The sequence below is a fragment of the Vibrio methylphosphonaticus genome, from assembly GCF_023634655.1.
Classification (GTDB): domain Bacteria; phylum Pseudomonadota; class Gammaproteobacteria; order Enterobacterales; family Vibrionaceae; genus Vibrio; species Vibrio methylphosphonaticus.
In genome coordinates this window covers 25,131-46,733 of the sequence record NZ_JAMKMS010000009.1, presented here as the reverse complement: position 1 = coordinate 46,733, position 21,603 = coordinate 25,131, and the positions used below count along the sequence as shown (strand labels likewise).

The 21,603-nt window shown below is 39.0% G+C and carries 20 protein-coding genes; 1 reads left to right on the top strand and 19 read right to left on the bottom strand.

Translation table 11 applies throughout. The features are described from left to right. Nucleotides 1–8 precede the first annotated feature (8 nt). From M9196_RS23630 to M9196_RS12070, 11 genes are read right to left on the bottom strand one after another with little or no spacing between them, the layout of a single operon-like run. The gene (locus tag M9196_RS23630; protein WP_250617800.1) at nt 9–860 is read right to left on the bottom strand and encodes a polysaccharide deacetylase family protein; all 852 of its coding nucleotides are present in this window, start codon (nt 858–860) and stop codon (nt 9–11) included. Next, nucleotides 860–1,624, bottom strand: coding sequence for a formyltransferase family protein (locus M9196_RS12115; protein ID WP_250617799.1), 765 nt, complete (start codon nt 1,622–1,624; stop codon nt 860–862). The genes M9196_RS23630 and M9196_RS12115 overlap by 1 nt, the downstream gene beginning before the upstream one ends. 3 nt (nt 1,625–1,627) lie before the next feature. After that, nucleotides 1,628–2,848: a glycosyltransferase family 4 protein gene (locus M9196_RS12110; protein WP_250617798.1), complete on the bottom strand. Its 1,221-nt coding sequence runs from the start codon at nt 2,846–2,848 to the stop codon at nt 1,628–1,630. After that, nucleotides 2,830–3,963 carry a non-hydrolyzing UDP-N-acetylglucosamine 2-epimerase gene (gene wecB / locus M9196_RS12105; RefSeq protein ID WP_250617797.1) on the bottom strand — a complete coding sequence of 378 codons (1,134 nt, stop codon included), beginning with the start codon at nt 3,961–3,963 and terminating at the stop codon, nt 2,830–2,832. The genes M9196_RS12110 and wecB overlap by 19 nt, the downstream gene beginning before the upstream one ends. 17 nt (nt 3,964–3,980) lie before the next feature. Then, complete coding sequence (gene wbjC, locus M9196_RS12100; RefSeq protein WP_250617796.1) at nt 3,981–5,084, bottom strand: UDP-2-acetamido-2,6-beta-L-arabino-hexul-4-ose reductase; 1,104 nt, start codon at nt 5,082–5,084, stop codon at nt 3,981–3,983. Next, nucleotides 5,085–6,122, bottom strand: coding sequence for a polysaccharide biosynthesis protein (locus M9196_RS12095; RefSeq protein WP_250617795.1), 1,038 nt, complete (start codon nt 6,120–6,122; stop codon nt 5,085–5,087). It abuts the gene before it with no gap. Between the two features lie 29 nt (nt 6,123–6,151). Then, nucleotides 6,152–6,718, bottom strand: coding sequence for an acyltransferase (locus M9196_RS12090; RefSeq protein ID WP_250617794.1), 567 nt, complete (start codon nt 6,716–6,718; stop codon nt 6,152–6,154). Between the two features lie 8 nt (nt 6,719–6,726). Continuing rightward, entirely contained in the window at nt 6,727–7,869 is a 1,143-nt protein-coding gene (locus tag M9196_RS12085; RefSeq protein ID WP_250617793.1) for a glycosyltransferase, read from the bottom strand. After that, nucleotides 7,859–8,851, bottom strand: coding sequence for a glycosyltransferase family 2 protein (locus M9196_RS12080; RefSeq protein WP_250617792.1), 993 nt, complete (start codon nt 8,849–8,851; stop codon nt 7,859–7,861). Before M9196_RS12080 ends, M9196_RS12085 begins: the two co-directional genes overlap by 11 nt. Next, complete coding sequence (locus M9196_RS12075) at nt 8,841–9,995, bottom strand: CDP-glycerol glycerophosphotransferase family protein (RefSeq protein WP_250617791.1); 1,155 nt, start codon at nt 9,993–9,995, stop codon at nt 8,841–8,843. The genes M9196_RS12080 and M9196_RS12075 overlap by 11 nt, the downstream gene beginning before the upstream one ends. After that, the gene (locus M9196_RS12070; RefSeq protein ID WP_250617790.1) at nt 9,996–10,751 is read right to left on the bottom strand and encodes an O-antigen ligase family protein; all 756 of its coding nucleotides are present in this window, start codon (nt 10,749–10,751) and stop codon (nt 9,996–9,998) included. A gap of 115 nt (nt 10,752–10,866) precedes the next feature. Here M9196_RS12070 and M9196_RS12065 point away from each other — a divergent pair, with 115 nt between their 5' ends. Further along, nucleotides 10,867–11,187 (top strand): hypothetical protein, encoded by a 321-nt coding sequence (locus M9196_RS12065; protein WP_250617789.1) that lies wholly within the window; start codon nt 10,867–10,869, stop codon nt 11,185–11,187. A 366-nt stretch (nt 11,188–11,553) separates the two neighbouring features. On the opposite strand, the gene M9196_RS12060 is transcribed toward M9196_RS12065, so the two are convergent. The 8 genes from M9196_RS12060 to M9196_RS12025 all read right to left on the bottom strand — a co-directional run bounded on the left by M9196_RS12060 (nt 11,554) and on the right by M9196_RS12025 (nt 20,935). Further along, a complete protein-coding gene (locus M9196_RS12060; protein WP_250617788.1) occupies nt 11,554–12,102 on the bottom strand; it encodes a serine O-acetyltransferase in 549 nt (182 codons plus the stop codon). 33 nt (nt 12,103–12,135) lie between these two features. After that, nucleotides 12,136–13,284: a glycosyltransferase gene (locus tag M9196_RS12055; RefSeq protein WP_250617787.1), complete on the bottom strand. Its 1,149-nt coding sequence runs from the start codon at nt 13,282–13,284 to the stop codon at nt 12,136–12,138. Between the two features lie 117 nt (nt 13,285–13,401). Continuing rightward, on the bottom strand, nt 13,402–14,844 hold the full coding sequence (locus tag M9196_RS12050) for a lipopolysaccharide biosynthesis protein (protein ID WP_250617786.1): 1,443 nt from the start codon (nt 14,842–14,844) through the stop codon (nt 13,402–13,404). A gap of 181 nt (nt 14,845–15,025) precedes the next feature. Next, entirely contained in the window at nt 15,026–16,153 is a 1,128-nt protein-coding gene (locus M9196_RS12045; RefSeq protein WP_250617785.1) for an ISAs1 family transposase, read from the bottom strand. Between the two features lie 266 nt (nt 16,154–16,419). After that, nucleotides 16,420–18,588, bottom strand: coding sequence for a polysaccharide biosynthesis tyrosine autokinase (locus M9196_RS12040; RefSeq protein WP_250617784.1), 2,169 nt, complete (start codon nt 18,586–18,588; stop codon nt 16,420–16,422). 77 nt (nt 18,589–18,665) lie between these two features. Further along, entirely contained in the window at nt 18,666–19,049 is a 384-nt protein-coding gene (locus M9196_RS12035) for a four helix bundle protein (RefSeq protein ID WP_102471249.1), read from the bottom strand. 141 nt (nt 19,050–19,190) lie between these two features. Then, entirely contained in the window at nt 19,191–19,631 is a 441-nt protein-coding gene (locus tag M9196_RS12030) for an arsenate reductase/protein-tyrosine-phosphatase family protein (RefSeq protein WP_250617783.1), read from the bottom strand. Nucleotides 19,632–19,801: 170 nt separating this feature from the next. Beyond that, a complete protein-coding gene (locus tag M9196_RS12025) occupies nt 19,802–20,935 on the bottom strand; it encodes a polysaccharide export protein (protein WP_250617782.1) in 1,134 nt (377 codons plus the stop codon). Nucleotides 20,936–21,603 lie beyond the last annotated feature (668 nt).

Genomic DNA, 21,603 nt, shown 5'->3' with positions numbered 1-21,603 from the left:
TAGTAACATTATTTGAATTGATACTTCTTAACACTCGTCCAATCTACAGTATCAACAGCTTTATCAAGTGAAACAAATTCATTCTCATCCAAAATTAATTCCAATTTAGCTAAAGCACCATTCAGACCCACGTAACTCTTGAAGCGCCTAAGGAAATTAAGTCCTTCAAGCACGGGTTGCTCTGGATCAAAGTCCCTAGGGTGGAAGTAAGTCATTATATAATCATCATGCGAAAAACAATAGCGAAGAAACTTCTCAGGAAAAAGTCTGAAATACCCTCCACCCGAATAGATAAAGGAACGTCCTAAGAAAGATTTAGAATTAATAGGGAATAGCTTTAACTCCTTATTAAAAACTGAACCAATACATGGTTCACTACTTTCAAAGTCTGGTAATCCCCCATGGGAACGGTTCGCGGGAAAAATACTACTATCTACTTCAATCCCGTTTTCAACCAAAATTTCAAACGCCCAAGTATTGTTTTTAACAATTGAGAAACCAGGGGCACGATAAGCTTTAACTTTTTCACCCGAAATATTTTCTAGAATTGCGATTGATTTTCCTAAATCCTCTCCAAACTCTTGTCTAGATTGATTGTAAGCGAGCTGGTGCCCGTATGAATGTGTACCAATTTCATGTCCACTATCAATAATTCTATGAACTACTTCGGGGTGCTGTTCTGCTACCCATCCCAAAATAAAAAAAGTTGCTTTTTGATCCCTATCTTCAAGTGCATTCAGTATTCTATCTACACTGAGAGACAATCTTGATTCAAACTTTTTCCATTGATCTATTTCTTTCGTGGAAGGGTTATCAAGTATGTGGAACCAATCTTCTATATCAAAAGTTAGTACTTTCACTAGTAAAACCTCCCTCCTACTCTCCTAAATTCTTCAACATCTTTTGACGTTGGAAAACCATAATAAGACTGTTCAAAATCGGAATTAGGTATTGTATCAAGACTGTCCGCACTTATTTTATCAACAGCTTCAACTATAGCATCCATACCCAACTTTTTGCTGTATCTGATTAGCTTTTCTTGACTTAGTCCTTTCAGAGAAAACTTTTTTTGAACAAGGATAGGACCGCTGTCAATGCCTTCATCAACAAAGAACACTGAAACACCAGAATATTCTTCTTGGTTTTTCAGAACCCAGAAACTCGGCATCAACCCCCTATACTTAGGCAACAAGGCTGTGTGCAGGTTAAGGCAACCTTTCGGTGCCAAATTTATCAAAGGTATTTTAAAAATCTCGTTACCAGCAATAGAGATCAACAGGTCAGGACGGTTATCTCTCAATTTATTTAATGACTCTTGTGAGTTGATTGAACCATTTAAGACAATTTCTGGAACATTATGTTTACTTAATACACTGCGAATATTGTTGCTGGGATTAACTTTGGAAATTATATATCTTAAAGCATAACGAATGAAAAATTCAACGCCGAATATTCTTAATGTTTTCAATGCCTTCTGGGTGAGGCTTTCTTTTTTACCAAATGGAGAAACAGAGGATACAACACATCCTACTACTTGATGCTCTTTCCCTAATTCATTCAATAGGTAATTGATATTCGTCGAAAGGTAAAAAGGATCATCTTGGGTTATGATTATTATTCTCATTTTTTATCCTGAAAAATTAATGCTTGCGAGTATTTGATCACCTACCGTTTGGACAGAAAATTCATCTTTTAATAACCTATTGGCATTATCACCTAGTTTCTTTCTAAATTCTCTATCATGTAACAAAGCAAGCGCATTCTTGTAAAGAAGGTCATCCTCTCCATTAATTGTGATTAAGCCTGATTTATTCTCATTAATTATTTCCGTAAGATCATTATTAGGGTTTATACTACCTAATATCGGTATTGATTCGACCATATAACCGAGTAATTTACCAGGAAAATTGTGCGATGTATGTAGCGATGAAAGTGAAAACAGCCCAACATCTATTTCAGTTAACAACCTCTTAAACTCCATTTGATCTACCGATGGCAAATATGTGAAGTTATCCAAATTCCATTTATTTGCCAAGTCAAGTATTAGATCTACCTCATCACCTTGACCAACAAATAAAAAATGAGCATCTTTGTGAGGTTTCATTTTTCTAACTAACCTCATCAAATTTTCCATATCTTGATTATAACCTATATTCCCACCGTAAAAATAAATCGTTTTTCCGACTAGTTTTAAAAGATCCCTATGAGTCTTACATTCACCTTCTGAAGCATAGGGCGTCAAGTCAGACCAGTTCCTACAGACCATCGTTTGATATTTAGACTTGGTGGTATCATTAAATACTTTCTGATTACCCTTTGACATCAAACCGATAGTATCTGAACAATTGTAAGTTTGCTTTTCAAAAACTCTAAAATAACGTTCAATTACAGAGCCTTTCTTAAGGATACCGACATCAATAGCCCATTGTGGAAATTGGTCTCGAAGTACTAAGTATGCTTTGCACTCACAACGTTTTTTTATTTTCGAAACTAAACCACCTAAAAATATTGATGGCGAATAATATACAACCGCATCAAAACTATCTCTTCCAATATACTCAGACACTGAATACCAAGCGCGAAAAGATAGCAGCGACTCATTAATAGCGCGCTTAAATTTTGAATTACTTTTAATTAATCCACTTTTGTAACGCCAGACTTTTACACCATCAACTTCCAAAAACTCTATCTTCTCCCGTATATTAGCGGAAGGAGTTATAACAGTAACCTGGTGACCTATAGATAAATAATAACATGCTAATTCATGAAACATCTTAGCGCCGACTCTTGTGCTATCTGGCATATAGTCATCAATAACAAAGACTAGTCTCATTGATATTTCTTCCATACAACTCGATTAACATAATCAGTATAAGAATGAACGATTCGAACCACCTTATCCGACACATTTGGCATTGAGTAGTCATACACTTCTCTGAGCAAACGCTCTTCTCCACTCGGTTGTGACTCGAGTATCGCTAATCCTTGCAAAACGCGTTCAACCTCAAGACCCACCATCATAACAAAAGCCTCTTCCATGCCCTCTGGGCGCTCGTGTGCTTCACGAAGGTTCAATGCTGGGAAGTTCATAATTGAGGACTCTTCATTAATGGTGCCACTGTCAGACAAGACCGCCTTGGCGTTCTTTTGAAGGTGGTTATAATCATGGAAGCCGAGTGGCTTAAGAAGCTGAATGTTAGAGTGAAATTCCAACCCTTGCGCTTCAATGCGATTACGCGTGCGAGGATGCGTTGATACGATAACCGGCAAGTCATAGTGCGCTGCCACAGTGTTTAGCGTCTCCGCTAGTTTAAGTAATTGCTTCGGGGAATCTACGTTTTCTTCACGATGCGCACTGACCACGAAGAAGTGGCCTTTCTGCAACCCCAAACGCACTAATACGTCAGAACTATCAATCTTTGGCATGTAGTGGTTTAATACCTCAAACATCGGGCTGCCAGTCTTGATAACGCGGTCCGCAGGCAAACCTTCAGCAATCAGATAGTCACGCGCAATGGTACTGTAAGTGAGGTTAATGTCCGCCGTATGGTCAACAATCTTACGGTTAGTCTCTTCCGGTACGCGTTGGTCGAAGCAACGGTTACCCGCTTCCATATGAAAGATTGGCACTTTGCGACGTTTCGCCGGAATCACAGAGATACACGAGTTCGTATCACCTAAGACAAGCATAGCACTTGGTGCCACCTGCTCCAAGACCTCATCAACCTTGATAATCACCTGGCCAATGGTCTCAGCCGCATTCTTACCCGCAGCGTTCAAGAAGTAATCTGGTTTGCGAACGCCAAGGTCACTAAAGAACACTTCGTTCAATTCATAATCGTAGTTTTGACCAGTGTGAACCAAAATGTGCTCACAATGCTCGTCCAGTTTCGCCAATACACGTGACAATCTGATAATCTCTGGACGCGTGCCTACTACCGACATAATTTTAAATTTATTCATTCTTGTTCTCGTCTCGATTACAGTGGTCTCGTAATGGTATCCGGCGCGTTTCTGTCGAATATCTCGTTAGCCCACAGCATCACAATCAATTCTTCTTCGCCAATATTGGTAACGTCGTGACTCCAACCTGGCACTGTTTCCACCACAGTGGGTTCATCAGAGCTCACCGTGAGTTCATAACGCTCGCCAGTAACGACATGCTCAAACTTAAACACCGCCTCACCTTTAATCACCAAAAACTTCTCATTTTTAGAGTGGTGATAATGACCGCCGCGTGTAATTCCTTTATGGGCGGTAAAGAACGAGAGCTGACCCGAATCTTTGGTCTTCAGCATCTCGCAAAAGACCCCACGCTCATCACCATATTTTGGCAAGGTGTAATGGAACTTAGAAGGTACGAAGTAACTCAGGTAAGTAGAGTACAGCGCGCGAGTCAAACCTGAACCCACACACTCCGTAATCAGATTATTGCGACTGGCTTTGAATGCAGCAAGGAGGTCAGCCACCTCACCTACGGTTGTGTTGTATTCAACCGGGACTTGTTTGAATCCACTCTCTGACTGGGCATCAAGCAAATCCACCAGCGCCTGACACACATCGTCAATATACACCAAGGTCACAGGCAAACTTGGGTCATGAATATTGATGTCGATATCGTTCACAATGTTGTGACAGAACGTGGCCACGAACGAGTTATAGTTCGGTCGGCACCATTTACCAAACACGTTTGGGAAACGATAGATGAATGTGCTCGCCTCCATATCAAGACCATACGCCTCAATAAGCTCCTCTGCTTGCGCTTTACTCGCACCATACGCGTTGTTCAAACTCGCTTGAATCGAAGAACTCAGCATGATGGCAGTATTGCGACCGTTCGCTTTCAGTTGATTGACAACGTTCTCAGTAAAGTTCGTGTTGCCAGTGACGAACTCAGACTCATCTTTTGGACGGTTAATACCAGCAAGATGAAAAACAAAGTCGGCCGTCGAAAGTGCTCTCTCGATATCTACTTGAGGGGTATCTCGGTCAATCTGAGTGACAGAGTCGTACCCTTTTTCTGACAACATCACGCACAAGTTTTTACCAATAAAGCCTTTGGCACCGGTCACTACAATGTTCATTTATACACCCTCTGGTACCACTGTGCTACCCGCTTCAATCTCACGAATGAAATTAAGTTTACGAAGAAGTTCAACCATACCCTCAGTATCTAAGCGATCGGTATTGTGTGAGTTATAGTCTTCAACCGCAGACAGGTCCTCCTCACCCTCTTCGTTGAATTTTGAATAGTTCAGGTCTCTGTTGTCCGATGGAATACGATAGTATTGGCCTTGGTCTTCAGCCACAAACATCTCTTCACGACTGCACAGTGCTTCATACAACTTCTCCCCGTGACGAGTACCAATGACATTTACCGTATGCTCCGGTTTGTCGGCAATCTGAAGCAGCGCATCTACTAGGGTTCGGATGGTTGCTGCTGGCGCCTTTTGCACGAAGATATCACCGTTAGCGCCGTGCTCGAATGCATGAATCACTAAGTCAACCGCATCGTCTAATGTCATCATAAAACGCGTCATATTCGGGTCCGTGATGGTAATCGGCTCATAACTGAAAATCTGACGTAGAAACAGTGGAATTACCGAACCGCGCGACGCCATTACGTTACCATACCGCGTAGCACAAATAGTGGTGTTGGTGTGCTCTAGATTACGACTCTTGGCCGCGATAACTTTTTCCATCATCGCTTTAGAGATGCCCATTGCATTGATTGGATAGACGGCTTTATCAGTGCTTAGGCACACTACACGCTCTACATTGTTTTGAATCGCGGCTTCAAGCACGTTTTCTGTACCAAGCACGTTGGTTTTCACGGCTTCTAGTGGATAGAATTCGCAAGAAGGTACTTGCTTAAGTGCAGCTGCGTGATAGATGTAGTCGACACCACGCATCGCATTATTCACGCTTTGATAGTCTCGAACGTCACCGATATAAAACTTAAGCTTAAATGAGTTGTATTTCTTTCGCATATCATCTTGTTTTTTTTCGTCACGAGAGAAAATTCGGATTTCTGCGATATCAGTTTCAAGGAATCGGTCCAATACAGCATTCCCGAAGGAGCCAGTGCCACCTGTTATCAGTAATATTTTATTTTTAAACATAGTCTTTCCAAATAAAGAGTAAAACAGACTTATTCATTCCTACAGTAATCACCAAATCTTTGTGGTGATAAGCTTAAGACTTTTTCGTGTTTGTCAATTTCTTTGTGCGAGTCGAAGCGTTTCTTGATCAATCTCGCGGGCACACCGCCAACAATGGCATAATCTGGTACATCTGCTAATACTAAACTTCCCATAGCAATAATGGCCCCATTACCGATTGTGACCCCAGCCTTTACAGTACTGTTTGCACCTATCCAAACATCGTGACCAATTTTTGTCTTCTGTGTCTTTGGTCGACCCGAAAATATAGTAGGCATCTCGGGGATATTGTAATTGTGATCATTGCCAGCCACTGTAACATTAGGACCGAACATTACATAATTACCACATTCAACATGACTAGCAATGAAAGAGTTTTTGTTTATGAAAGAATATTCACCTAAAACAAAATCTTTGGAAATATAACATGGAAGCACGATTCTAGATGTATCTCCAATGTTATCAAGTCTCAGGTAGAAGCAGATAATCTTCTTTTGAAGCATACGAAATAAAGTTAAAGCTCCATCTGTTACACGATAAAAGTATTTATTTTTCATACGAGGACTCAGTGTAATTGCTCAAGTTCACGAAGTATTATTCTTGCTTGCGCTTCTGGGTTGTAATAGCACTCAATTGTGTTAACCGCGTGCTGGGAAATACTTTCTTTTTGTTCTATAGTGTTGTAAGACCATTTTTCAATAGTGCTCGTAAGTGATTCCAGTGAATTATATTCAAAGAAATCTCCGGTAATACCAGGTTGTATCGCTTCAAACTCTGGCATCTGCCTGCAAAAATTATTATGTGTAATAACAGGGGTCCCATAAGAAAGGCAATGTATAGCGGTCAATCCCACATTTCCAGGAGACACACAGAAGTCACTAGAATAAATAAGTAGTCCCAATTTATTCTCGTCATAACACTCACCTATAAATATAACCTGATCATTCAAATCTTTATATTTCACTAGGTCTTCAAGTTTTTCTTTCTCTGGCCCCGTACCAACAAAAATAAAGTTAATTAAAACCCCTCTATCTCTAAGCAAGGCAATACTATCAACAATCATACAGAGATTCTTTACCGACGTGAGCCTACCGACAAAAATACCAGTGCTTAAACTTTCATTACTTTCAAAAAGTTCATTAATAACCATTACTCTATCTTTACATGTAAGAGTATCACGTATCTCCTTGTGTTTATCGTAGTCTAGGCTATTATATATTACGGCAATCTTTTCTTTACTTAAACCAGACTCTATCATTAACGAACGAGCATAATCACCATATACTAGGAATAGGTCCGGTATCTTATTAAAATTCATTCTTAATAACTTTTTAATTCCTTTCTCATTACCGTAATACCCATGCCCCCAGTACAAAATCTTGACACCTTGGCTTCTAAAATATAAAGAAAAGATAACTGTAGATATATAGCTAAATTGCCCTAAAAATATTATATGCGTAGGTTTAATTCTCTTGATCGTTGAGTATAATTTTTTTTGCCACAACCACTTACCAAGCCAAATATTTTTCAAAGGGCAGAATGTTAAATTCTCTCCAAACTCCATTGTAACAAGCGCAGGTTCATTCGCTAGGTCATCCGCTGAGAAGTAAACTTCATATTTAGGTGACAGTAACTCGTTAATACTATTCAAAACAGGGGATCTATAATGAGCGAAGTAATGATAAACTATTAAAACTTTACCTCTCATAGTAACGACGCCTCACTGTACGAAAATTTATAAGTAAAATCAAAACAAACACAAAAGCATGAGGACAGCATGAAGCAAACCATGACTTTAACATTTGCCTGCCTGTTAATTTGGATTTTTTAAGTAATCTGTTATATGTTTTATTCTTTGAAATAGATATTGCCTCATGAAAACAACCTTCTCGTACAAGGTTGTATATAACCTTAAGGATATGCTCTGGAATATACTGCCTGTAATAGCTGGATTTTAATTTACATGAAAAATCTCTCGAAGTAATAAAATCGTTGACTCGAAGTAACGCAGAAATTGCTTGAGCACGTTCTAAGCCAACCTTAGAATTAACAGCAGAGTCAGTTCGAAAAACATAGTTGAACATCGCATCAGGAACAACAGATATGTTATTTATTGAAAACATATATTTATGATAAAACTCTAAGTCTTCACCATAATGAGTGCCTTCATCAAAACCTAACTCTAGTCGTTCAATAATATCTCGCCGAAATATTAAAACACACATATTCAAATAAATTTTTCCCACTATATATTCTATTATAACTTTAGGTGCCCTTACATCTATAACCTTGTTAATGAAAGAAATCTTTTTAGACCCCATCACCTTAGTGTAGCTAGTAATATACAGTTCCGTACTTTTATCATAGGCGTTCATGACATGTGAAAAAAAATCATACGATATATAATCATCACCATCCAAAAAATAGATAAGCTCTCCTTTCGCATGTTTTATTCCATTGTTTCTAGCTGCGGAAACCCCCTGATTTTCCTGAGATATTACTTTAATATTCAAACTTGAATTTTTTCTTCGATAGTTATTAATCACATTTAAAGTATCATCAGTCGAACCGTCATCAATAATGATAACTTCAAACACTTCTGGCAACAACACTTGATTCTTAATCGAGTCTAAAGCTCTCACTATAAAAAGTTCTATGTTGTAAGCCGGTATTATAATACTAAATTCCATCTATGGCCTTATAATTTCTTTCACAATTATTTGAGTCTTTCTCGCCAAAAAAAAATCTAGACCTATTTATATACTCCCTGTCGCTGATAGCTTGTTGAGATAGTGTCAATTTCAAATCCTCGATTAGCTCAAAAGAATCTACATGGACAGGCCCAAATCCATCCCTATAATAATCAAAGTAACCTTTAAGAAAATGCCTAGCGTTATATTCATTCTGATCAAACTGATAGTAAAAAACCGGTTTTTCCATATATGCAAAGTCAAAAGCGACACTAGAAAAATCAGTTATTAAGATCTTAGCCCTTATCATCAAATCTTGAACATCATAGTCTTGCTTATTTGCGACAATTACACGACTGTACTTTAAAGAAAAAAGATGGCTAAACTTATCTTGGAAAATGTCATGCAAATATAAGTAGACCGTCATGTCATGTTTTTCTAAGAGAACATCTAAATCTGAACTGTTTAGAAACCTATATATATTATTGTAATATTCAGATTTCAAAAACTCTTCTTCAGTATAATCTGAAATCCATGACCTCCATGTAGGCATAAAGAAGATAATATTTTCCTTTCCCGCTCCGATGGGAAGATTATCATGTCTCGCAAACCCAATTTTACGTGCAACCGTAGATGGATAATCCAACTCATTTTGCACGAATGCACACTCTTCTTCAGCAGCGCAAACAAAAAGATCAAACTTAAACCGATTATTATAAGCGTAGTGAACTTGCTTTTCTTTAGTAACACCATGCTGTATGAAAGCAGTTTTCTTTCTCAATAGTTTCATTCTATATGCATACCAGATTAAAATGAAGTCAGGGAAAGTACTTTTTTCAAATGGTAATATTAACTTTTCTGCCTCAAAAAAAAGAACATAATGCTTTAGACTATTAAATTCAATTACTTTCCCTAAAGCATCAACTTTAGTTTTTTGAGTTGATTTTCTTTCGATAACGTAATATATGTTTTTCTCTGGGTAATTATTACGAATATAACGAAATAAGTGATATCCATTATCTTTAGCTTCACTTCTTCGCTCTCCAATCAACCATAAATCGACATTATTTTTAGAAAAAGCCTTTCTAAAAATAAACACAATAAAAGCTACCAAGAACTTAATAAGGTTCTTCGTCAAGTCCATCTAAATCCTCTGTCTACGTTCTTTTTTATAAACCATGATATTTGTAGCACCTATAACTATAAACATCCAAAATGACATTTCCCATAGATATGAGCCTGTCACAAGTAATTTTGTATTAATCATTAATAATAATACAAAGAGCCAGCCACTGGAAGGTTCTATATACTTCAGGTTAAAATATATAAGCATTATGATAGATATAATGATGCCAACTCCACCAAAAATTCCAAACTCCAATACTAATTGAATAAAAATGTTGTGCGGATAGCGAAAGAGACCAAAGTTTCCTTGTAGTAGATCTTTGTAGTAACCATAAACGCCAACTCCAAATGGGTTGTTTTTTATGACTTCTAAGCTGATGGTATAAAGAGAATCGCGTCCTGTACTTATAGCTAAACTATCACTACTAACCATCTTCAGTAGTCGGTATAGACTTGTCGGTTGTAAGTCGAAGAGCTCCGTAATGCTAAGTATAAAAAGAAGCACATTCTCAAGATTAATTGCAATCACAGAGGTAGTAACTAAAACAGCAATAATAGTCACAACCGCAATTTTTGTAATCCCTTTCATATAGATGTATAAAGCAAAAGAGCCGAACACAAAGCACACAGACGCAAATCTACTTCCAAAAAAAACTATAAAAACTCCGGCTAAGACGGCCAATACTAACATCACTCTATCATCATGCATAATATATAACAATGAGAATACTAATGCCGATGTTAACATCCAATAACCATAAGTCATATAATTCATAACATCCCTATCTAAATACAACTGAGGTAGGAACAAAGCCATATATGCAAGTAGCATAAAGTTAAGTAGTGAAAAGCTTTTAAGATAATTTAATAGCGTTTGTTTACAGATAGGTATGGCTGATACTATTGACGTGACAAATCCGAAAGGGATTATCAGAGCCAAAGTATACGTTATAGTTTCCATTTCAGAATCTGTTATGAGTATATTAAAAGAAACCCAAACTACTAGAAACAATGGTACTATTAGTAGAACAGGACTAAATCTAAGTCCATTTAGTAAGACAGGTAATGATAATACAGCAAATATAACACTTACGGGTAAGTTAGGTAGAGGGAAGATCTTAAAAATCAACGATACCAATGAATTAAAAATGAAAATAGCGATCAAAAAGCTATTGTATTTAATAATGTTCAATTTTTTCGCCTTCAGTTAAACTATATCTCTACACTTATAAAAACATGACATTTAAACCTAAACATCGAGGTTACGCTAATCGCTCTATTTGTAGAATGATGACAAAAAACTGTAATTAGATAGTCTCGTCTCTAGTGGATCTCGTCCGCTCAAGCTTAATGCCACCTTTAAAAGCGATTTACTCTCTAATAGTTTGAACATACCTGCCTGAGCCTTGCAAATCCATTGCACAATAATATTTCATCATACAAAAACTACAGTAACAAGATACAGAGTCAAGAAAAGTGCTTGTAAAATTGGCCCCTCTTTGACTAAAGGACATTATTTACCTATCTGTTTAGATCGCTGGCTTGAATACAAGTTTTTGACAATCTCAATCTCAATCTCAGCCTATTTTCCTAGCAGGAGCACCTGCAACTATAGTCCCTTCCTCCAAGATCGACCTTATAACCACAGAATTGGCGCCTATAGTTGTATTATTTGCGATAGTAACATTACCAATTATTTTTGCACCTACACCAAGAGTAACATTGTCTCCTAAAACTGGGACTTTGTCATCTATTCCATTGTTACCAATACAATTATTTCCATGTAGATTACAACCACTACCTATTATTGCTTTGCCGTGAACGACAATACCACTAGAATGATATATTTTTAAACCTGGCTTAAAGCAACCATCGTAAATCTCTATATTAAGTCGCCTACCTAACCTATTATACTTCCTTCTTGATAAGATATACGCAACCTTGTGATATATGGAGTTTTTATTAGAATGATACTCTGCCCTTCTAAGACTTGATTGAAACCTAAATATTTCATAAGAAATTTCACTCGTAAACTTTCTAATAATCCTATTTTTAAGATTGGCGCTTATATATTTACATCCTTCTTGAAATAAAATAGATTTTAGTTCAGACTTAGATCTAATCATCACTTATCCCCGTATCATTTTCTGGACCATACGCTAGTAGTCAAAAACTCGTTCAATCTCGCTAATCAAACGACTTGTCTCAAACTGTTTACCTCTATCTCTAGCAGCTTTGGTCATCTCAGACAACAGAATTTCATCTACAAGCACCGATTTCACTCCTCGATACAAGCTATCTTCGCTATTTTCGACGATTAGACCTGCTTTGGTATTTCCAATTAACTCTTCCATCCCAGAACATTCAGTTGTAACTAGTGGGGTACCCAAAATTATAGACTCAGTTGTCGCTGTGCAAAATGCCTCATACAAAGAAGAGCATACAAACAAATCACAGCTTGCTATATACTTATATGGATTGCTATCATAACCTACTAATTTTATCGTTTCCTTTAAACCTTTTCTATTGATTAATTCATTTAATTTACTCTCTTGCGGGCCATCACCAACAACATATATTTTGAATTTGAGACCATCTTCCATAAGCTTTTCTGCTAGGTATACTAGCCTATGAAACGCTTTCTGTTCAACAAGTCGACCCACACTGCATATATTAAACTCCGAACCATCGATAAACGGTACTCGTTCTAATGATAATTCTCTAATTCTAGTTTCATCATTTAAATTGTATTTATATGCTACTTTACTTGGAGGGATTTTTGTTTTATTGATAAGGCCTTTACGAGCAGACTTTGCTACACAAACAATTTGGTCACATTGTTGAAATATATTGAGTCGTGTATAACTAATAAACCTTGCAATTATCCCTTCTTTATTTTTTAGTTCTTTTATTTCAGGGAACATATCAACAACAGCGAAGTCCGTGTGAATCCATGCAACTTTCTTTCCTTTAACTCCTTTAAGGAAATACATCATAGGCTCATGAAAAGAAATAACAACATCATATTCATTCAACCTCAACAAACGGCTTAGCATAGCTCCAGGAATTAGCATTAAACCATATTTGTAGAGTCTAGATATCACCTTCCCTTGTTTTCTTGGGCTCTTTTTGAATATATATCTAACATTGACTTCATTTGGAATTTCTTCATCCCATATTCCCTCATTTCGCAATAAAACAGTAACATCATACTTATTGAAGTTTATATTTTTAAGAAGCGTCAATAAAACACGTTCAACTCCTCCCATACAGAACTCAGGTTGCATAAACAATAGTTTCTTTTTCATAATTTAACTCTAGGGTTATATATAGGCACGATTTGATAGATAATAATAATATTGTAGATATAAACATACGAACTATAACATTTTCACTACAAAGCAATGAATTAATATGCGCCAAATCTATATAGTTCTATTTTTCACAAATTTCACAATTTTAAAGAAACTGGCATTTCTTATTATGATTGATAGCAGTATATATACTGACAATCCTAAAACGCAAGAAACTATTATTTTAGGCAGTGGACTACCTGGCAAATGAGAGTTCATAAGAAGACAAACCACTCCCATAATTAATGAACTTAATAAACTTGGCATAATATCCATGAACTGTTCCACTGTACTGTATTTTGACAATTTACCTGCGTAATGTGAGTCAATGATTGCATTAACGAATCCTAGCAATACCTGCGCGAAGATCATATATATCACTCCAAGCTTGAATGTACATATAAGTCCAATTACAAGGAGTGTTTTTTTTACAATTTCCATCTTTAGGTAAAGATCTGATCTCCCGAGAGATTTAATTAACTCAAGATTCAATCCTTGCAATGGTAGGAAAAAGCAAACAAATGTCATTAATTGCATATATGGGACTATAGGTAACCACTTTTCCGTTAATAAAATTTCAACAAGCGGTTCTGAGACAACAATTAGACCTATTGAAAGAGGACAGATAAAGAAATATATCATTTTAAGCATATTCCTTGCTGTATATTTCATCTTTTCTATATCATTATTAATCTTTGAAAACAATGGAAACATGATCGATGAAACTATACTAGAGGATGTATTTAAAACAACCCAAGGTAGTTGCTTACTACGACTGTAGAAAGCAAGATCTGTTGGTGTGTATACCTTACCTATACATAAAGTGTATAGGTTATTAAATACAGTACCAATAAGTCCGCTCAACATTAGTTTGAACCCAAACTCATATAACTCTCTAATAGAAGATAAATTCAAGACAAAAATAGGCTTCCAATGGCAAACTAACCATAGTAATAGTGATTTAATAGTGGCATTAATAATTTGCTGGCTTATTAGTGCCCAAACTCCATAATCTAAATACGCAAGAATAACACCAGTAGCACCTGAAATAAATATTGATATGGTATTTACTTTTAGAATCGCTTTGAAATTAATACTTTTAGTTAACAACGTTAAATGAATTTGACCTACGGCATTAATAACAATGATAATCGACAAACAACGAATAATATTAACCAATGAATTTTGGTCGTAGTAGTATGCTATATTAGGTGCCGTAGAATATAGTATAATATAGACAAAAATAGATATTATTATGTTTACAAAGAAAACCGAGCTTTCTTCTTCAATAGTTGTATTTTGTTTTTGAATTAAGGCAGAAGGCAACCCAACTACTATTAAGCATGAAAAAATTTGAATAAATACAGTGACTAGTGCTATTACTCCAAAATCTTTTGGTGCAAGTAGTCGAGCCAGTATGATAGATATTATTAGTTGAACCCCTTGAGTTCCTATTAATTCAAGACTTTTATAGAAAACCCCAGATATTACTTTTTTATTTAAATTTTCAGGCATTTTAGTTTATTAGTTTATTAGTTTATTAGCACGGAAGAATCATGAACATCCCCGTAAATAAAGGCTCGCCAGAATCTTCAAAAGGTACTCAGAATCCATCGCACACATCGCTCAGGGCAAGATTACGAAGTCCCTTGCCCTGCAAGAACTTGAGAACACGGAAACCGCATGAAGATCCCCGCTACGTAAGGCTTACAAGAACCTTACTTAGGTAGTTTTCGTCCATTGCACAGTTCATCCGTTTACGTTTGATGCCACCTTTAAACGTGGTCTCACTCTTTAATAGGTTCAAACACATCTGCCTGATCCTTGCAAAAGCCTCTGCTCGATCGTCCGCTCTAATACGAGAGTTATCCTCACAAAATGCGGTATCAAGGGACCAGTGCATCACCTCTACGCCCCAGTGAGAACGAGTTGCCTCAAGTAGCGTTTTAGCTTCTAATTCTTTAGAACATATGTAGTAGCGAATACTTACATCTTGCTCTGTCGCTACAGCCGTTTCTTGGCGAACTGAAGCGACGATACCCATGGACTTCAACTCAGGCCATTCATGTTCAATGTCACCCAAGACCGACAAATCTCGATTCACTAAAGCCACTCTCGTTTCCATTCTTCCGTGACTTTTTTCTTGAGTACTATAAGAACTGCCGTCGAAGTCTTGAAGCATGTCCATTCGAAAATAATCATCAAAGGCTTGCTCAAGCATTCCCTGATTGCCTTTGACCGCTAATAAATAGTCCGCTTCTTTATCGAGGATTCTCTGCGCTATTTTCTTTTGGCACCCCATTGCATCAATAGTAATCAAGCAGCCTTTTACGTCTAGCAAGTCAAGTAGCTTAGGGATCGCCGTAATTTCATTACTCTTACTATCAACCTTCTGCTGACCGATACTCATTCCGTTTGCAGTAGCAAAAGCATTCACCATGTGGATCGTTCCTTTACCCTTCAAGCGGTCATAAGAGCCACGTAATGTTTTACCGTCGATGGCAATAACTTCACCATCCGTCAGTGTATGGCAGTCCTTCATCCAGGCAATAAAGCTTCTTTGCAACGCTACCGGGCTAATCATACCCATCACACGAGACAGCGTATCTGCAGAAGGAATACCAGCTTCAAAATGACCATATCGTTTGAGGAAATCTAAGCGAGCATTGCCAAAATCGATAATACCATCCCAGCCATCATGACCCGACAAAACGCCACAAATTGTCAGCAAAATAATGTCTGATAATTTGTGTTCAACTTTGCTTTCTTGTCGGTAGTCTTTAATGATTTGGAAGTGCATAAATGGGTTGGTTAACTCGCTCATATTTGGGCTCCTATATTATCTAGGAGCCATTACAAAACAACGGAAATGATCTACAAGACGATCTTTAGTTTCATGTGATTACATTTAAAAACTGAGATTAACGAGGCATTAACAACAAATCTTTAGCACTCCGAAGCCCTTATATATCAACGACCTTCATGCGGTTTCCCTGCAAACTTTAGTGAGTCATACGCTTTTGGAGATCCTCGCTTTCGCGAGGATGACGATGTCATGGGAAGGTAGTGTTTGAAAATAGGCTGCTACGCCTATTTTTCATCACTCGTATACGCATAGTTATAATAGCCGTACCCGTAACCACTAGACGCTTTCTTCTCTATCGCATTAAAGATCACGCCTTTTACTTCAATTCCCGATTGTTCAAAGCGCCCTTGCGCGACTTCAATCTCTTTCAGAGTATTTTGGCCATAGCGTGCCACCATTAAGGTTGTGCCTGCTAAGGCGCCAACAATACTTGGGTCGGTGACAGCAAGCACTGGTGGGGTATCAATAATCACGAGATCATAATTTTCAGAGCTCCACTCAATAAAGTCTTGAAAGCGCGGGTGCATTAACAGCTCTGATGGGTTTGGCGGTACTTGACCACGGGTAATGACATGCAGGTTTTCAATATCTGTAGGTTTTACCACTTGATCGGTGGTAAGCTTGCCACTTAACAGTTCAGACAAGCCGTCATCCCACTTTAAGTTAAATTGCTTTTGCAAATAGCCCTTACGCATATCCGCATCCACCAGCAACACTTTTTGGCCAGTTTTCGCAGCTACTGCCGCGAAGTTAGTGGAGATGAAGGATTTACCAATACCTGGCGCTGGACCAGAAATCATTAGAATGTTATTTTTGGCTTCCATCATGGCAAAGTGCAAACTGGTACGCAGGCCACGTAGTGCTTCAATGGATAAATCGGCAGGGTTACTTTCTGCCAACAGTTTATCTTTACCTTTATGACGCTTTGCAAGTTGAGAGAGTTGCAGCTGCATATCCGACTTAGGTACGCTGGCATACACGGGTAGGCCAATCGCTTCAATCTCGTCTGGGGATTCCACACCTTTATGGAACGCTGCTTTTACTAATACAAACGCCACACTTAGCATACCCCCAAGTAGCGTTGCTAGTACTACAATCATTGATTTCTTTGGTTTCACTGCATTGGTGTGTGATTGTGCGGAATCGATAATGCGTACATTACCCACGGTGCCCGCTTTCATAATGCGCAGCTCTTGTACTTTATTAAGCAGCTGCACGTAAATTTGTTGATTTACTTCTACATCACGCGTCATACGTAATACTTCACGCTGCGTTTTTGGCAATTTTTGAATCTGTTTGTTTAGGCGCTCTCGCTCACCAAGCAAGGTTTCACGCTTTTCTAATAGCGAGCGGTAGGCCGGGTGATCTTTAGTGAAACGCTGGCTAACTTCACTTTCTTTGAAAGTCAGTTCATTAAGCTGTGCCTCTAGCTCCACCATCACTTTTAGCGTGGATTGTGCTTCTAATCCTAAATCGATCGACTCGTTGTCTTGGCGAAATTGATTAAGGGTATCTTCCGCAGCCGTTAAGCTAATTTTAATATCAGGTAAATGGCCTTGTAAAAACTCTAAGCTTTTTTCAGCTTCTGCCGACTGGCGTGCCACATTTTGCAAAAAGTAGTTTTGGCTTATGTCGTTAACAATGCGCTCGATAATAGGCTTATGCTCGCCTTCCATAGAAAGTTGCAGTATACCCGTTTGTTTGCCGCGCTCAGAAATTGCCAAAGCTGATTGCAGGGAGCCGATGGCGTCAATTCTTGCACGCTTACCTAACGTATACTCTTGCCCTTGCTTACCTTCTAGGTAAGTGACAAACACGCGGTAGCCATTGCCTTCTGCTAATGCTCCGGCTTTACCCGTTAGTAGTACGTTCTCTTGCGCATCACGCAGTTCAAAGCCTTGGTTGTTGTCATCGGTTTGAACCAGTAATAACGTTTTATCATCCAAGTAGTGCCAACGTTCAGATACATCTAAGCGGCCAACATCAATATACGCTTGCTCACCCATTAATCTTGCAAGGCCTTTTCCAATTTTAGGTAAATACTTAGGTTGTGCTACCGTAGTTAGGTTAAGTTTATCCACCGTTTGGCCTAACACCATGCGCGACTTAATTAATTCAATTTCTGTAGTCGCAGACGATTCTTGCGCAAACATGTCACCTAAGCCGTCACTAAGCAATGAAGACATACCACCGCTTTTTTGTTCTACCTGAATCAGCGCATCCGCTTTATAGATAGGCGTGGATAGCAACGCAAACGCGATACCGAAGCAGGTGAATACGAAGGTGGTGACGATGATGAGCCATTTGGCGTCTAGGAGGATGCCGAATAGTTTACCTAGATCGATTTCGTCGGAGGAGGAGGTAGACATTTGCGGTGTATTTTGGTTTTGCATTGGGGGATAGGTTCCGATTAAAGCGTTGAAAGTTTGGTCCTTGGTCCTTGGTCCTTGGTCCTTGGTCCTTGGAAGTTCTATTTGATTTCAGTGATATAGTCTGGTTCTTCTTCTTTTACTGAACCTCGACGAATCTTAATCATCTTAGCTAACATCGCTGAGATGTGTTTTGCTTCATTTATAAACATCTTCGCTTTATCTTTTTCAATATAATTTAATTCTGCTGCAATATAGAGTTGTGTGATCATTTCACCACATGACCCTTTCGCTATGTAAAGAAAACGGGCCGATTCTTTTATCGTCTCTCGTTCTTCACCTTCTGCAATATTAGAAGGTACAGATAGTGAACTTCGACATAACTGATCTTTTAATCCGTAGTTTCGACAAGACTCGAGTTGTCGGCAAATGTCTACACAAAGCCTTGAACTTTTCTTCCATACTTCTAAACGTTCGAAATCCATTTCTGGTCCTTGGTCCTACAGGTTGTGTTTTTAAAGTTATTTTTGTCCATCAAAAACAATCACAATAACGGTCATTATCGACTTACTTGAAGCCTTCACCACCTAGGATCTAGGGCCATCTTTTCCTAGGACCACTCTTATCTATAACTTCTTCACCCATTCCTTCGCGCTCTGCTCTATCAACTCATACGCATAATCGAACGCTTCGCGGCTTTGGCGGTAGGGATCGGGGATATCTTTTTGTCCTATCCATTGGCCGAAGAGCATGGTTTTACCGCGTGCTTCTGGGGCGATACTGGTTAGGGCTTCTAGGTGGCCTTTTTCCATGACTAGGATTAAGTCGTAGTCTTTGCACAACTCGCTTGTTAGCTGCTGTGAAGCGTGGTTTTCTACGTCTACACCGTGCTCGGCGGCCACTTGGATGGCGGTTTTGTCTGCGGGTTTACCGACTAGGCCGCTTTTAGCGCTCGCGATGCCTGCGGAGGCCACGGTTTTGTTGGGTAACAGTTGCGCCAGCATGCGCTCGCCTATAGGGGAGCGGCAGATGTTGCCTACGCAGACGACTAAGATTTTGTTAAACATTTTTAAAAGCGGTCCTGGTTAAAAGCGGTTCTGTGGTTCTGTGGTTCTGTGGTTCTGTGGTTCGAGCAAAAACCAAGCGCACAGCATGTCAAGCACTTACACCTCTCGACATGCCCTTCCCATAGGGCCATAGCACCACAGGTCCGCTCCTAAACACCCGCTCTTAGTTCCTAATTCCCCCACGCTCGGTATGAGTTGCCTGTATCAGCTATATTCTTCATGCCTGTTAGCGTTGGCAGTAGTTGGGTCATTAAGCGGTTCCAGCGCGCGAGTGGGGTCGCGGTGACGTAAACTACGTCGTAGGGCTGGAGTTCGAATTCGGTGCCTAGAAACAATGCGGTGGCGTCTTGCATGTTCAGCTGGTAGATGTTGGCAATTTTGTCTTGTTCATCAACATTAGTAGGACGAATCACGAAAATACCCGTTGCGGCTGCTGCCACTTCATTAATACCGCCTACCGTGCTTAGCGCTTCGGTTAGGCTCATACCGTTGCGATCCATTTTGAGTGTTTGTGGTTCGCCCACTTCACCCATAACAAAGATTTTTTGTGCATCGTTACGTGGTACATGGATGATGTCGCCCGGCTGCATTAGGCGGTTTTGAGTTAGGTCGCCTTTTTGCATCAATGCATATAGCGAAATATGTTCTTCTATTCCATTTCTGGTAAGCATAACATTACGCCAATCGGCATCTGACTCTAGGCCACCAGCCAAATTGATGGCATCTAATACGGTCATAGAGATATTTGTCACTGGCTGCTGACCTGGTTTATCAACTTCCCCGGTCACATACACCTTCTTTGAACGAAATGCTGCGACGTTGACATCTACTTGTGGGCTTTCAATAAACTGCTCTAAACGCTTAGCCATTTCGATGCGAATTTCTCGCACTGTTTTACCTTCAACGTGCATTAAACCAATATAAGGATAAAAAATTGTTCCGTCTGCATTAACCCAGTTACCAGCTTCAGAAGAACTACGATAGGAGCCTGCCGGAATAGTCAACTCAGGATGATCCCAAATAGTCACGTTCAAAATATCACCAGGACCTACACGGTACTGGTATTTAGCAATTTCTAAATCAAGCTCTGGGTTTGATTGGGCAACAGGCTCCGGAATTTTAAATGACGCCACGCGCTCTGGCGTGAGTGGGTAAACATTCACTAACTCAGATAAATCGGTGGTTTCGCCCTCGGCTTGAATGACGTTTTTGTCGCTCGTTGAAATGTGGCCGCCTGGTAAGGTGCAGCCAGCAAGTAGCAACGGGAAAAGTGCCGTGATGGTGAGTTTTTTAACGTTATTCATGTGGCGTAATTCGTTCCTGGGATGAGGTTCCTAGTTCCTGGGATATGAGCAAAAGCTCTTGATTCCTGGAAATATTGTCCTTTGGGGTCTATTGTTCTGGGGATGGTGTGTAGAATCAAGGGCTACGTGATATTTGCTTACCGTTTTGGGCAGAAAGTCATCCTGTTGGTCAGGAGATCATTGTGCTTTCAAAGACGCTACCGCCCGTTGGTGTTAAGCATATAACCCTATTATGCATCCGTTCTCATTGTGTCACTGTTTACGTTCACCACTTACGGTAACGAGCACAGTGCTGTCCTGTTAATGTAAGTCATAATCATGACGCCAATGTGTCATGTACTTACTCGCTGTAAAAAGCGTATAAATCGCTACTTCATTAAAGAAACTATCGATTTTTATCATTTTTATATGTTTTAGAATGGCGCGCGCGGGCGCACTTTCACATGAGCCCGTATTATCCACATTGAAAACGCCATTACAATCAATAAGTCACTGATTGCCTATCGTCTTAACCTATAGGTCTTACCTTATTTACATCCACAACACACCGTTTACAGCATGATATCTTTTTGTTGCTGGTTACTTTTCTTTTTTGTTCTTTCAAATTCTAAAAAGCAGGCAGTTTATGGCGCTTTCATTTTTGTAGGCAATTGTAAGAGGGTTAGGAA